This window comes from Streptomyces dioscori, assembly GCF_003024195.1.
In the GTDB taxonomy this organism is placed as follows: Bacteria; Actinomycetota; Actinomycetes; order Streptomycetales; family Streptomycetaceae; genus Streptomyces; species Streptomyces dioscori.
The window spans coordinates 53,332-66,951 of sequence record NZ_KZ679043.1 but is presented as its reverse complement, the minus strand read 5'-3'; the positions used below and the strand labels follow the sequence as shown (position 1 = coordinate 66,951).

11 protein-coding genes are annotated in these 13,620 nt (G+C 71.9%); 8 read left to right on the top strand and 3 right to left on the bottom strand.

Annotated elements, in window-relative coordinates:
• Positions 1-428: 428 nt before the first annotated feature.
• The 4 genes from C6Y14_RS16620 (at position 429) to C6Y14_RS16605 (ending at position 6,060) form a co-directional block, all read left to right on the top strand.
• Positions 429-977 (top strand): beta-class carbonic anhydrase, encoded by a 549-nt coding sequence (locus tag C6Y14_RS16620; protein ID WP_107017477.1) that lies wholly within the window; start codon positions 429-431, stop codon positions 975-977.
• Positions 978-1,181: 204 nt separating this feature from the next.
• Positions 1,182-2,219: an AAA family ATPase gene (locus C6Y14_RS16615; protein WP_107017809.1), complete on the top strand. Its 1,038-nt coding sequence runs from the start codon at positions 1,182-1,184 to the stop codon at positions 2,217-2,219.
• Positions 2,219-3,571, top strand: coding sequence for a DUF58 domain-containing protein (locus C6Y14_RS16610; protein ID WP_107017476.1), 1,353 nt, complete (start codon positions 2,219-2,221; stop codon positions 3,569-3,571). The genes C6Y14_RS16615 and C6Y14_RS16610 overlap by 1 nt, the downstream gene beginning before the upstream one ends.
• Positions 3,568-6,060 carry a transglutaminase TgpA family protein gene (locus tag C6Y14_RS16605; RefSeq protein ID WP_107017475.1) on the top strand — a complete coding sequence of 831 codons (2,493 nt, stop codon included), beginning with the start codon at positions 3,568-3,570 and terminating at the stop codon, positions 6,058-6,060. Before C6Y14_RS16610 ends, C6Y14_RS16605 begins: the two co-directional genes overlap by 4 nt.
• A 331-nt stretch (positions 6,061-6,391) precedes the next feature.
• Here the strand turns inward: C6Y14_RS16605 and C6Y14_RS16600 are convergent, their stop codons facing one another.
• The 3 genes from C6Y14_RS16600 to C6Y14_RS16590 all read right to left on the bottom strand — a co-directional run bounded on the left by C6Y14_RS16600 (position 6,392) and on the right by C6Y14_RS16590 (position 8,823).
• Entirely contained in the window at positions 6,392-6,796 is a 405-nt protein-coding gene (locus C6Y14_RS16600) for a DUF3040 domain-containing protein (RefSeq protein WP_107017474.1), read from the bottom strand.
• A 278-nt stretch (positions 6,797-7,074) separates the two neighbouring features.
• Positions 7,075-7,899, bottom strand: coding sequence for a class I SAM-dependent methyltransferase (locus tag C6Y14_RS16595; protein ID WP_199854759.1), 825 nt, complete (start codon positions 7,897-7,899; stop codon positions 7,075-7,077).
• Between the two features lie 312 nt (positions 7,900-8,211).
• Entirely contained in the window at positions 8,212-8,823 is a 612-nt protein-coding gene (locus C6Y14_RS16590; RefSeq protein WP_107017473.1) for an SAV_6107 family HEPN domain-containing protein, read from the bottom strand.
• A gap of 209 nt (positions 8,824-9,032) precedes the next feature.
• Here C6Y14_RS16590 and C6Y14_RS16585 point away from each other — a divergent pair, with 209 nt between their 5' ends.
• The 4 genes from C6Y14_RS16585 to C6Y14_RS16570 all read left to right on the top strand — a co-directional run bounded on the left by C6Y14_RS16585 (position 9,033) and on the right by C6Y14_RS16570 (position 13,578).
• Positions 9,033-9,824 (top strand): ATP-binding cassette domain-containing protein, encoded by a 792-nt coding sequence (locus C6Y14_RS16585; protein WP_107017472.1) that lies wholly within the window; start codon positions 9,033-9,035, stop codon positions 9,822-9,824.
• A complete protein-coding gene (locus C6Y14_RS16580; RefSeq protein ID WP_107017471.1) occupies positions 9,796-11,886 on the top strand; it encodes a YhgE/Pip family protein in 2,091 nt (696 codons plus the stop codon). The genes C6Y14_RS16585 and C6Y14_RS16580 overlap by 29 nt, the downstream gene beginning before the upstream one ends.
• 11 nt (positions 11,887-11,897) lie before the next feature.
• Entirely contained in the window at positions 11,898-12,539 is a 642-nt protein-coding gene (locus tag C6Y14_RS16575) for a TetR/AcrR family transcriptional regulator (protein ID WP_107017470.1), read from the top strand.
• 421 nt (positions 12,540-12,960) lie between these two features.
• On the top strand, positions 12,961-13,578 hold the full coding sequence (locus C6Y14_RS16570; RefSeq protein WP_107017469.1) for a DUF4126 domain-containing protein: 618 nt from the start codon (positions 12,961-12,963) through the stop codon (positions 13,576-13,578).
• Positions 13,579-13,620: the final 42 nt, after the last annotated feature.

Here is a 13,620-nt window from a genome sequence, read left to right as displayed (position 1 = left end):
CGGTACGCACCGCCGGGTCCCCGCCCGCCCGTGGTCGTCACGGGAGACACCCCTCGGCTTGCCGAAGGGAAGGCCTGCCGGCGCCGGAAGCGTCAGCCGACCGGGAGCGGGAGGAGGCCGAGCCGTACGTACGCGCCGCGCACGCGAGGAGATCCCGGCATGTCGCCGGGCCTCCGGGGTTTAGCAGTCCAGCAGGGAGGACAGCTCGCCTCCCGCTTCGCGTCACTTTAGTCCACGGTGTCTCGCGGTCAATGAACCGGCCTGCGCGTCGCGACTCTCCCCCGCGATCAAGCGAAAACCTGGTGTTTTCCACCCGAACGGGTGCACTCGGTCCACCCTTGTGGGTTACCTCACAACAACGCTCATTGATGTTCTTTGTCTCCTCTCACAGCGGGCCCGAACAGCACGTGCCCCTTACCGTCATAGGTATGACGACTTCCGCATCCGTTCCCACCGAGCCCGAGGCCGCCACGGCCCGCCCCGGCACCGTCACGGACCGCCTGGTCGACGCCAACGAGCGGTACGCCGCCGCGTTCACCGATCCGGGCATGGACGCCCGGCCGGTCCTGCGTGTCGCGGTCGTGGCCTGCATGGACGCCCGTCTCGACCTGCACGACGCGCTCGGCCTCGAACTCGGCGACTGTCACACCATCCGCAACGCGGGCGGCGTCGTCACCGACGACGTGATCCGCTCCCTGACCATCAGCCAGCGCGCGCTCGGCACCCGCAGCGTCGTGCTCATCCATCACACCGGCTGCGGCCTGGAGTCCCTCACCGAGGAGTTCCGCCACGACCTGGAGATGGAGGTCGGCCAGCGCCCGGCATGGGCCGTCGAGGCGTTCCGCGACGTCGAACAGGACGTCCGGCAGTCCATGCAGCGCGTGCGGACCTCCCCGTTCCTTCTGCACTCCGACGACGTACGTGGTTTCGTGTTCGACGTGAAGACGGGCCTACTGAGTGAGATAGACCCCACCTGACGCCAGTGGGACCCGGCCATAAAACGCAAGACCCGACATATCACGGCCAGTTATCCACAGGCGGATGACACGAACCGGTAACGGCAACAAGAATGCGTATGTGGCGTCGCGCGGAACTTTTCAAGCGTGGCGTCCGTGTTCGGGGTGGGCCGGTTCGCATCGCAGCGTGTCGGCCCGGAGAAAGAACGGGCCGAGGAGGGCCGGGTGACGACCTATGACGATCGAGCGAGCCTCACAGATCTGACCGCCACTGTGGAGAGAGTCCGCAGTTCGGTGGAGGAAGTGATCGAGGGCAAGCCTGAGGTCGTACGGCTTTCGCTGACCGTACTGCTCGCCGAGGGACATCTGCTCATCGAGGATGTCCCCGGCGTCGGCAAGACCATGCTGGCCAAGGCACTGGCGCGGTCCATCGACTGCTCGGTGCGACGTATTCAGTTCACGCCCGACCTGCTGCCCTCGGACATCACCGGGGTGTCCATCTGGGACCAGCAGAACAGGGAGTTCGAGTTCAAACCGGGGGCGATCTTCGCGCAGATCGTGATCGGCGACGAGATCAACCGCGCGTCGCCCAAGACGCAGTCGGCGCTCCTGGAGTCCATGGAGGAGCGCCAGGTCACCATCGACGGGCACACCTACGAGCTGCCCAGCCCCTTCATGGTGGTGGCCACGCAGAACCCGGTCGAGATGGAGGGCACCTATCCCCTGCCGGAGGCGCAGCGGGACCGATTCATGGCCCGGGTCTCCATCGGCTACCCCAGCGCGGAGGCCGAGTTGCAGATGCTCGACATCCACGGCGGGGCCTCCCCGCTGGACGACCTGCAGCCGGTGGCGCACGCGCACGAGATCGTCAAGCTCATCGACGCGGTCCGCACGGTCCACGTCGCCGACCCGGTCCGCCGGTACGCGGTCGACCTGGTCGGCGCCACGCGCAGCCACCCGGACCTGAGACTCGGCGCCTCGCCGCGCGCAACGCTGCATCTGCTGCGCGCCGCGAAGGCGTCCGCCGCTCTCAGCGGCCGGGACTACGCACTGCCGGACGACGTGCAGGCGCTCGCCGTGGCGGTCCTGGCCCACCGGCTGCTGCCCACCGCCCAGGCCCAGTTGAACCGTCGTACGGCCGAGCAGGTCGTCCTGGAGATCCTTCAGCGCACGGCCGTGCCCGCGGCGCCCCAGGCGCCGGGCGGCCCGGCGATGGGCCGGGGCACGTCCGCCTTCGGCCAGCAGCCGCCCCGGAGGCTGTGATGACCGGCGGCGGGATGCCCGCGGCGACGGCCGAGGAGGACCGGGGCGGGATGCGCACGGCTCTCGCCGGGCTCACCACGCGCGGGCGTTCCTTCCTGGCCGCCGGCATCGCGGCCGCCATCTGCGCGTACGTCCTGGGGCAGAGCGATCTGCTCCGGGTGGGACTCCTGCTCGCCGTGCTGCCGCTGGTCTGCACGGCCGTGCTGTACCGCACGCGCTACCGGGTCGCCGGCAGCCGCCGGCTCTCCCCCGCGCGGGTGCCCGCGGGCTCCGAGGCACGGGTCCATCTGCGGATGGACAACGTCTCGCGGCTGCCCACCGGCCTGCTGATGCTCCAGGACCGGGTGCCGTACGTGCTGGGGCCGCGGCCCCGGTTCGTCCTGGACCGGGTCGAGGCGGTCGGCCGCCGCGAGGTGTCGTACCGCGTGCGGTCGGACCTGCGCGGGCGCTACCCGCTGGGCCCGCTGCAACTGCGGCTCAGCGACCCCTTCGGCATGTGCGAGCTGACCCGTTCCTTCTCCACCTACGACACCCTCACCGTCGTCCCGCGCGTGGAGCCTTTGCCGCCGGTCCGGCTGACCGGCGAGGCGAAGGGGTACGGCGACGGGCGGCAGCGCTCGCTCGCGCTGGCCGGCGAGGACGACGTGATCCCGCGCGGATACCGCTACGGCGACGACCTGCGCCGGGTCCACTGGCGGCTGACCGCGCGGTACGGCGAGCTGATGGTGCGCCGCGAGGAGCAGCCGCAGCGGTCCCGCTGCACGGTGCTCCTCGACACCCGGGGCATCGCCTTCGACGGCGCGGGCCCCGACTCGGCCTTCGAGTGGGCCGTCTCGGGCACCGCGTCGACGCTGGTGCACATGCTCGAACGGGGCTTCTCCGTACGTCTCCTGACCGACACCGGCACCTCGGTGCCCGGCGAGGGCGCCGACGGGTTCGCCGGGGCCAGCCAGGAGTCGGCGGACGCGGCGGGGCTGATGATGGACACCCTCGCGGTGATCGACCACTCCGACGGTACGGGCCTGTCGCGGGCGTACGAAGTGCTGCGCGGCGGCAACGAAGGACTGCTGGTGGCCTTCCTCGGCGACCTGGACGAGGAGCAGGCGTCGGTGCTCGCCAAGATGCGCCAGCGCAGCGGCGGGGCGATCGCCTTCCTGCTGGACAGCGGGGCATGGGTGCGGGGCACCCCCGACGAACAGGGCGAGGAGCGGCTTCGGATGCTGCGTGAGGCGGGCTGGACCGCTGTGGCCGTCCCACCGGGCGTGAGCCTGGCCGACCTGTGGCGGGAGGCGGACCGACAGCGCAACGGGGTCGCGTCCACGGGCAGTACGACAGGAGGCGGTACGTCATGAGCGGGCGCGCACGACTGGCGCTGTGCGCCGCTGCGGCGACCTTGATGGCGTCCTGCGCCCTGCTGCCGCTGGTCGATCCGGCGAGCTGGTTCCTCCAGGCGGCGTTCCTGGTCGCGGTGCAGACCGGGGTGGGCGCGGCGGCCCGGCGGGTGCCGCTCGCACGACCGCTGACGATCGCCGTGCAGGCGCTCGTGACCCTGATGCTGCTGACGCTGTCGTTCGCCCGGGAGCAGGCCATCGCCGGGCTGCTGCCCGGCCCCGACGTCTTCCGCTACTTCGGCGAGCTGCTGCAGGCGGGCGCGGACGACGTCAGCCGGTACTCGATCCCGGCGCCGCTCTCCGACGGCATCCGTCTGATGATGGTCGGCGGGGTCGTGGTGATAGGACTCGCGGTGGACGCGCTCGCGGTGACGTTCCGCAGCGCCGCCCCCGCCGGACTGCCGCTGCTCGCGCTGTACTCCGTCGCCGCGGGTCTCGCGGACGGCGGCGCCGGATGGATCTGGTTCCTGCTGGCGGCCACCGGTTATCTGGTGCTGCTGCTCGCCGAGGGACGTGACCGGCTCTCGCAGTGGGGGCGGGTCTTCGGCGGCGGGCCCCGCACACCGGGCGGGGACTCCTCGGGCAGCCTGACCGCGCCGGTGCGTACGGGACGGCGCATCGGCGCCGTCGCACTCGGTGTCGCGCTGGTCGTCCCGCTCGCCCTGCCCGCGCTCGACGGCGGGCTGCTGGACGCCGCTCGCACGGGCGTCGCCGCGGGTTCCGGCGGGGGCAACACCATCTCCGCGGTGAACCCGCTGGTCTCGCTCAGCGACAGCCTGAACGTGGACGAGGACCGCGAGGTCATGTCCTACCGCACCAACTCCGAGGAGACGCAGAACCTCTATCTGCGGATCGTCTCGCTCGACGAGTTCGACGGCACGGCGTGGAAGCCGGCCAAGCGCCACGTGGAGGACGTGCCGGGGACCTTCCCGACACCGCCCGGTCTCAGTGACGACGTCCAGCGCACCGAGGTGCAGACGAGGATCTCAGCGGCCGACTGGTACGCACAGGACTGGCTGCCGCTGCCCTACCCGGCCAGCCAGGTGGGCATCAACGGCAAGTGGCGGTTCGAGCCCGTGGGCCGCACGCTCGTCGGCGACCACGGCCAGACCACCCGCGGCCAGGAGTACACGGTCAAGAGCCTGATCGTGCAGCCGACCGCGGATCAGCTCGCGAACGCGCCCGAGGCGCCGGAGGTGCTGAAGCGCGAGTTCACCAAGGTGCCGAACTCGCTGCCGCCGGTGGTGGCCACCACGGCACGGGAGATCACGGCGGACGCGGCCAACGACTACGAGCGTGCGGTGAAGCTGCAGGACTGGTTCGCCCTGGAGGGCGGCTTCACGTACGACACGGAGGTCAAGGTCGGCAGCGGGTCCCAGGCGATAGCGCGTTTCCTCAGGGACAAGGAGGGCTTCTGCGTCCACTTCTCCTTCGCGATGGCCTCCATGGCCCGCACGCTGGGCATACCGGCCCGGGTCGCGGTGGGCTTCACGCCCGGTTCGCCCAAGTCGGACGGCACGATGTCGGTGGGGCTGCGGGACGCGCACGCGTGGCCCGAGCTGTACTTCGAGGGCATCGGCTGGACCCGCTTCGAGCCGACACCGAACCGGGGCTCGGTCCCCGAGTACACCCGCACGGACACGCCCGGCGCGGCCGTCCCCGACCCGGACGCGCCGTCGCGTTCCTCGTCCACGGCGCCCTCCGCCGCCCCTTCGGGCAGCGAGGAGTGCACGGCGGCCGAGAAGAAGCTGGAGCAGTCCTGCGCCAGCGAGTCCCCGCAGGCGGCGTTCGGCGCGACGAACGACGATCCGCCGTGGTGGCTGTCCCTGCTCCTCTGGCTCGCGGGCGGACTCGCCGTGGGCACGCTGCCGCTGCTGCCGATGCTGTGGCGGATGCGGACCCGGTCGGTGCGGCTCGGTTCACACAACTGGATCACCGCGGACACCGGCGGCGCCTCGGCCGGGCAGGACATCGGCGGCGACGGGGTGCGCGACATCCGGCTCGAATCGCACGGCCGGGGCGAGGCGCGCACCACGGCGGTCGCGCTGGAGGCCTGGCAGGAGGTCAGTGACACGGCGTGGGACTTCGGTATCCCGCCCGACGAGTCGCAGACACCGCGCAAGGCGGCGGCGCGGATCGTCCGCGTCGGGCATCTGGAGCCGGAGGCCGCGGCCTCCGTCCACCGGATCGCCGACGCGGTGGAGCAGGTCCTGTACGCGCCGAGCCCCCGGCCGGCCCCGGGGCTGGGCGCCGATGTCCGCCGGATGACGCAGGGCCTGCGGGCCACCGCCAGCCGCGGCACGCGCCTGCGCGCACTGCTCGCACCACGCTCGTCCGTCCGGGTGGTGTGGGCAGCCTCCGAGAGGTGGCACGCGCTGAAGTACCGCGCCGCGACCCGCTGGACGGCCCTGCTCCGACCCCCGTCGGAACAGGGCGGCAGCGGAGGCTGACCGGCTGCCGCCGAGGCAGCGAAGAGGGGGTGCCGACCCGGACTGCGGGCCGGCACCCCCTCTTCGTCGTACGGCTCCACGCTGGGCGCGCTTGGCGCTGGGCCGGCGTTGATGCGCCACCACCGCAGGCACCCCATCACGCAGCCGCGTCCTCGGCCGGTCTCGGCTCCCGCCCGGCCGCGTCGGCCCACCCCGTGGCGGCCGGACGCGCCGAGGGCGGGCGCGCCGAAGGCGAGGGCAGGCGGGCTGAAGGCGGGCGCGCCGAAGGGGTGGCCACCTCGGCGGTGGTCACCCCTTCTTGCGTGCGTCTGTCCGGCCTGAGCCCAGTGGGCTACTGGCCGCCCTGCTCGTCACGGCGCCGCTGCCAGCGCTGTTCGATGCGGTCCATCATGGAGCGCCGCTGCCGACCCTGACCACGGGCCTGCGGAGCACCCGGCGCACCCGCCGCGGGCTGTTCACCCGGCTTGGGGGCTTTGCGCCAACCGGTGACGGCGAGCACCGCGCAGCCCAGCATGACGAGAAAACCCACCACGCTGACCCAGATCTGCTGTGCGACCATTCCGGCCATGAGGAGCGCGATACCTACGAGGAAGCCGGCGACCGCCTGGTAGACCCGTCGCCGGGTGTACGTACGCAGCCCGCTTCCCTCAAGCGCTGTCGCGAACTTGGGATCTTCGGCGTACAGCGCTCGCTCCATCTGCTCGAGCATTCGCTGCTCGTGCTCCGAGAGCGGCACGGCGTCCTCCTCATCGTGCAGTCGCCGGGGCGACGACCGGGGGGCCCCTTCAGGATAGGCAGGGAATCGCCCCCGTGAAACCCGCCCCTCTGCGCCAATTCGCCAACCGGAACCCGCCATGGCTTTCCGATCCACTGAGGCGTAGATTCCCCAGCGACCGGCCCGTCATGCCGGACGGTCTCCCCCGATCATACGGCTCCGAGCGCCCGATCGGGGGGCCTGTGGCGTACTCCATCTGCTGTCGCGCCCCTGATCAGCGGTGCGACGCGGGTGGCGGCTCACCCCTCGACCGACTCCCGCGTCTCACCGAGCACATGAAGCTGCGTGGCAACAGAGTGGAAGGCGGCTAGTTCGGCGGCCGCGGTCTCCAGTTTCAGCAGGGCGTCCAGGGCGCCCGGCTCGGTGTCCACGAGGACCCCGGGGACCAGGTCCGCGAAGACCCGCACGCCGTGCACCGAGGCCACGCCGAGGCCCGCGGCCTCGACCAGAGCGGTGAGCTGGTCGGCCGTGAAGCGGTGCGGAACGGGATCACCCTCGCCCCAGCGGCCGTCCGGGTCACTCAGGGCCTGGCGAGCCTCCGTGAAGTGTCCGGCGAGGGCCCGCGCGAGGACGGCGCCGCCCAGCCCGGCGGCGAGCAGGCTGAGGACGCCCTCGGGGCGCAGCGCGCCGACGGCGTTGCGCAGGCCCTCGGCGGGGTCGTCCATGTACTCAAGGACGCCATGGCACAGCACCGCGTCGTAGCCGGCGCGCTCGACGACGTCGAAGAGGCCGTGGGCGTCGCCCTGGACACCCTGGACGCGGTCGGCGACGTCCGCCTCGGCGGCCCGGCGCTCCAGCGCGAACAGCGCGTTCGGGCTGGGGTCCACGACGGTGACGCGGTGGCCGAGCCGGGCCACCGGCACGGCGAAGTTGCCGCTGCCGCCTCCGGTGTCGAGCACGTCCAGCGACTCCCGGCCCGTGGCCTTGACCTGGCGGTCGAGGGCGTCCTTCAGAACGTCCCAGACCACGGCGGTACGGAGAGAGGCGCGGGGACTGGAAGGGCCGGAGCGCGGCGACGCCGGCCGAGGGCGGTGGGAGACGGGCGGGCGCATCGGGTCCGACACGGCAGTTGACTCCTCGGCGCGGCACCGCCTCGGTACGGCGGAGCGATGGGCATACCTCCCCCGCCGTGTCCGGCGCCGGGGAGATTCAGGCGTTCCAACCCTATTGCCTCACGCCCGCTGCCCGACCCCCCGTCTCGCGCGCCGGACGCACGGCCCCTGACCAACCCTGACGACCGGCCCGGGCCGCTGCCCCAGACCGCCGGGCGACCGCCCTGACTGTCCCCGCACCTCCGTCGAAGCACCCTCCGGAGCCGGAGCTGAAGCCCGCAGCCGGGTCAAGCCCGAACCCGGTCCCGAGCCCGGCCCTCGTCATCACCCCGCGTCCGGGACATCCCGCACGTCCCGGGGCCCCGGGACGCCGCGTGTCTCCTGGGCGGGGTGGCCGCCCTGGACCCCGTGCCCGCCCTGCCCACCCTCGTGCCGCGGCTGCGGCAGCACCGGCTGGAGCACCAGCATGCGTTCGACGAGGCGGAGGAACATCGCCACGTCACGCAGCAGGTCGTCGGCGTCCCGGATGCTTGCGGCGCCCTGGATGCCGGCTTCCGCGCGGGCCCGACGGCGGGCTCCCGAGGCGAACAGCACGCTCCACTCGGCGAGTTCGGGCGCTATCTCGGGCAGCACTTCCCAAGCGCTCCGGATCTTGGCCCGGCGCCTCTCGGTGGTCTCGGGCCGGCCGCGCGCGGCGAGCACGGCCGCGGCGGTGCGCAGGGCGGCCAGGTGTGCCGTCGCGTACCGGTCGTTGGGCATTTCCAGCAGGGCCGCTTCGTCGAGTCCGGCGCGGGCCTGGGCGAGCAGATCGAGGGCGGCGGGCGGGGCCGTGGCACGGCGGAGCACGGGGTGCACGTCGCTCGCCGGTCCGGTCAGTGAGGGGGCAGGGCCGGTGGCGCGGCGCCGGCGGGCGGCGGCTGCGGATGAGCTGGCCATGACGAACCTCCACTCGTCGTGTGACGGCACACCCGACGGGAGATGCCGTATGTGCCTATCGTGCGGTATGCCACTGACAATCCGTTCTGACCTGGGCTTTTGCTTCGCTCATAGGTTCGGAGTAGCTTTTGCACTGACCAGTCAGTTCAAAACTTTGCGCTTCAACCGGTGCGACAGCCGGTCGAAGGACCCGGAGGGTGGGGGAAGTTGTGGACGGTCCGCACGGACTCGGCGTCACGGCCGAGGACTTCGGGCTCAGAGGACCCCGCGGCTGGGCGTTCCGCGGCGTGGACGTCGACGCGGAGCCCAGCTCGCTGATCGCGGTCGAAGGACCGTCGGGCTCGGGCCGTACGTGTCTGCTGCTGGCCCTCACCGGGCGGATGAAGCCCACCGAGGGGCACGCGCGCGTGGGGCCTTGCGAGTTGCCGAAGCAGATGGCGGCGGTCCGCAGGTTCAGCGCGCTGGCGCATGTGCCCGGCGTCACCGACCTGGAGCCCGCCCTGTCCGTAGCCGAGCACCTCCGGGAGCGCGCACTGCTGCAACGGCGGTTCGGCGGCCCCGTACGCGGGCTGCTGCGACCGCGTCAGGAGCGGCTGGCGGAGGCCCGGCTACGGGTCGACGGCGCGCTGGCCGCCGCCGGACTCGACCAGGAGGCGCTGCCCAAGGGCTCCAGGACCGCCGTGCGCGACCTGGAACGCCTGGAGGCACTGCGGCTGTCCGTCGCCCTCGCCCTGATCGGCCGCCCCCGGCTGCTCGGGATCGACGACACCGACCTGAAGCTCTCGGACGCCGAACGGACCGAGGCCTGGGCGCTGCTGCGCTCCCTGGCCGACGCCGGGACCACGGTCGTGGCGGTGTGCAGCGAGGCCCCGGAGGGCGCGGTCGTGGTGTCCACGGAATCCGCCGCCGCACCGGCCCGCAACCAGGACCGCGGCCAGGAAGAGCCCGACGACCACGACAAGGAGACGGTGGATGCGCTCGCCGAAACTGGCCGCGCTTGAACTCAGGCGCTTCGGCAGGGGCAGGCTCCCGCGCGCTGCGCTGGCCGCGCTCCTGCTGCTGCCCCTGCTGTACGGCGCCCTCTACCTGTGGTCGTTCTGGGATCCGTACGGACGTCTCGACCGCATCCCCGTGGCGCTCGTGAACGACGACCGGGGAGCCACCGCCGCCGACGAGAAGGTCGTGCTGGGCGACGAGATCACCAAGGGTCTGCACAGGAGCGACACCTTCGAGTGGCACGAGGTGAGCGCCGCCGAAGCCCGTGAAGGGGTCGAGAACGGCGACTACTACCTGTCGCTGACCATGCCGTCCGACTTCAGTAGAAGGATCGCCTCCAGTTCGGGCGACTCCCCGGAGACGGGCGCCCTCCAGGTGCGTACGAACGACGCGAACAACTACATCGTCGGGCAGATCTCGCGGACGGTCTTCAGCGAGGTACGGACGGCCGCCTCGACCAAGGCTGCACGGTCGTTCCTCGACAAGATCTATGTCTCGTTCTCCGACCTCCACGGGAAGACCCAGAAGGCCGCCGAGGGGGCCGACACGCTCTCCGGTGGCATCGGGAAGGCGAAGAAGGGCTCGAAGGACCTCGCGGACGGCCTCGCGGACGCCGAGAAGGGCAGCGGCAAGCTCGCCACCGGGCTGAGGAAGCTCGACACGGGGGCGGGTGACCTGGAGGACGGCTCACGACAGGTCGCCGAGGGCACGCAGACGCTCGCGGACAAGGTCAACGGCGTCGCGGACAAGGTGGGGCCCTTCCTGAAGGGCAACGAGAAGGAGATCGGCGACACCGCCCGGCTCGTCGCGGACTCGGCCTCGGTCATCCGCGGCAACCTCGACACGCTGGCGAGGACGGCCCCGGCCGCCGCGAAGAGCGCGCACACGGCCTCCGACACGCTGAACGGCGTCTACAAGGCGCGTTGCGAGGACCAGGACCTGCCGCTGCCCGACGCCGCCTGCCCGGACCTGAAGAAGGCCAGGGACGCGGCGGCGGACGTGGCGGAGGTCGCCGACGACGTCGACACGCTGGTGGCCGGCCAGAACGGCGACCTGAAGTCGCTGGACAGGCACCTGGCCACCCTGGAGAAGCAGGCGCGGGCGCTGGCCGACCGCTCACCGCGCCTGTCCGAGGACCTCGCCACGGCCGTCTCGAAGATCAACCAGCTCAACAAGGGAGCCGGGAAGGTCGCCAAGGGTGCCGAGACCCTGCACACGGGGCTCGGCACGGCCAAGAAGGGCGCCACCGACCTCGACAGCGGGATCGGCAGGCTCGGGACGGGCGCGAACGACCTCGAAGGGGGCATGTACAAGCTCGCCGACGGCTCGGGGAAGCTCGCCGGCGGACTCCACGACGGCGCGGGAAAGATCCCTGACTACGACAAGAAGGACCGTGATCAGCGCACCGGGGTCATGGCCGACCCCGTACAGCTGGCTTCGAAGGACCTGCACAAGGCGCCCAACTACGGCACCGGTTTCGCCCCGTACTTCATTCCGCTCTCCCTGTGGGTGGGCGCGATGGTCGCCTACATGCTGATCCCGCCGCTCAACCGGCGCGCGCTCGCCGCGGGCGCCCCCGCCTGGCGGATCGCGCTGGCGGGCTGGCTGCCGGTGGCCGCCCTGGGGGTGCTGCAGACGGTCGCGCTGATGTCCGTACTGCACTGGGCGATCGGTCTTCAGGCCGTGCGGGCGGCCGGGACGGTGGCCTTCCTGTTCCTGGTGACGGGCTGCTTCGCGGCGATCGTGCAGTGGCTCAACGCACGCTTCGGAGCGGCCGGCCGGATCCTCGTCCTCGCGCTCCTGATGCTCCAGCTGACCTCGGCCGGCGGCACGTATCCCGTGCAGACCAGTCCGGGCTTCTTCAACGCGATCCACCCCTTCATGCCGATGAGTTACGTCGTCGACGCCCTGAGGAGACTCATCACGGGCGGCGGTCTGGGCCCTGTCTGGCAGGCGTGCGCCGTCCTGACCGCCTTCACCCTGGGCGCCCTCGCGCTCACCGCGGTGTCCGCGCGGCGCCGGCAGGTGTGGACCCTCGACCGACTTCACCCGGAGCTGAGCCTGTGACAATCAGGGCCATGGAAAGCAGCAGGACGGTGGACAGCGGCGGCGGCCGGCGGCAGGCGACCCGGCAGAAGCTCTACGAGGCGGCGGTGACCCTCATCGCCGAGCAGGGCTTCTCCGCCACCACCGTGGACGAGATCGCCGAGCGTGCCGGAGTGGCGAAGGGCACGGTCTACTACAACTTCGCGAGCAAGTCCGTCCTCTTCGAGGAGCTGCTCCGGCACGGGGTGGGACTGCTCACCGCCTCGCTGCGGGAAGCGGTCGAGAAGACCGACGAGGAGGGCGGCAGCAGGGTCGACGCGCTGGACGCGATGATCCGAGCGGGCCTCGTCTTCATCGGCCGTTACCCGGCCTTCACCCAGCTGTACGTGGCGGAGCTGTGGCGCACCAACCGGGCCTGGCAGTCCACGCTGCTGGTGGTCAGGCAGCAGGCGGTCGCGGTCGTCGAGGACGTCCTGCGCGACGGGATCGCGAACGGCGAACTGAGCGACGAGATCGACACCCCGCTGACGGCGGCGGCACTGGTCGGCATGGTGCTGGTGGCCGCCCTGGACTGGCAGGCGTTCCAGCCGCAGCGTTCCCTGGACGACATCCACGCGGCACTGTCGCTGCTGCTCCAGGGGAGGGTCGGCGGCGGGCGCCTGGGACCCCGGTGACACAGGCGACGCAGGTGCCCCGGAGTCCCGACGGGCACGGCGGACACAGGTGAGCGCCGGTCCGTAGTGGCCGCGTCCCCCGCGGGCCACGCCGGACCGGCGCTCCTCCTGTACTCCCCCATGCACCCCCGTGCATCCCCCGGTGGCCCCCGACGGCTCCCCCCGTTCCGGTCTCCCCCGGGCCCCCCGTGCCTCGCTCCCGCCGAGTGATCGGCGGAAGGAGCGGTAGAGGGCGCCGCGCCGTTCCGCCGCCCCGTGTCGGCGGTACCGGAGCCGCGCCCCTTTCCGTGCCTCCACTCTCTCGTTCGCGCAGGTGGGAACCCATCCGCGCGCGTACTCAACTCACTCCCTAGGTACGCGTACTCAGTCCTGCGCACTCATGCCCAGGACACGCCGTTGCCGACTGGTTACGATCGCGTCCGTGTCCGTACTCCCCCTGGTGTTCACCAGCGGCTGGGCCAGCGGTGTCAACGCGTACGCGGTGGTGCTGCTCCTCGGCCTCTTCGGCGCGACCGGACTGACCGACGAGGTCCCCGAGTCGCTGCAGCGCCCCGAAGTCCTCGTCGTGGCCGGCGTCCTGTTCGTCTGCGAGGCCTTCGCCGACAAGATCCCGTACGTGGACTCGGCGTGGGACACCGTCCACACCGTGATCCGCCCGGTGTCGGGCGCCGTCGTCGCGGCGCTGCTCGCCGGGCAGAGCGGTTCGCTGTCCGAACTGGCGGCCGGGGCGATCGGCGGCTCCTCGGCCCTGGCCAGCCACACGGTCAAGGCCGGTACGCGGATGGCGATCAACACCTCGCCGGAGCCGTTCAGCAACGTCGTGATGAGCACCGCGGAGGATCTCGGGGTCGCCGGGATCCTGACCTTCGCGATGTTCCACCCCGAGGCCGCGGCGATCATCGCGGGCGTCCTGCTGCTCGCCGGTCTGCTGGTGCTCTGGTTCCTCGTCTCGCGGATCAGACGGTTCCTGCGGCGCCGGGCCCAGCGCCGTGAGGAGAAACGGCTCGTGAACCGGCTCGGTCCGCCACCGCCCGGCTGACCCTGGCCTCCCGGCCGACCCTGGCCTCGCGGTTGACCCCGG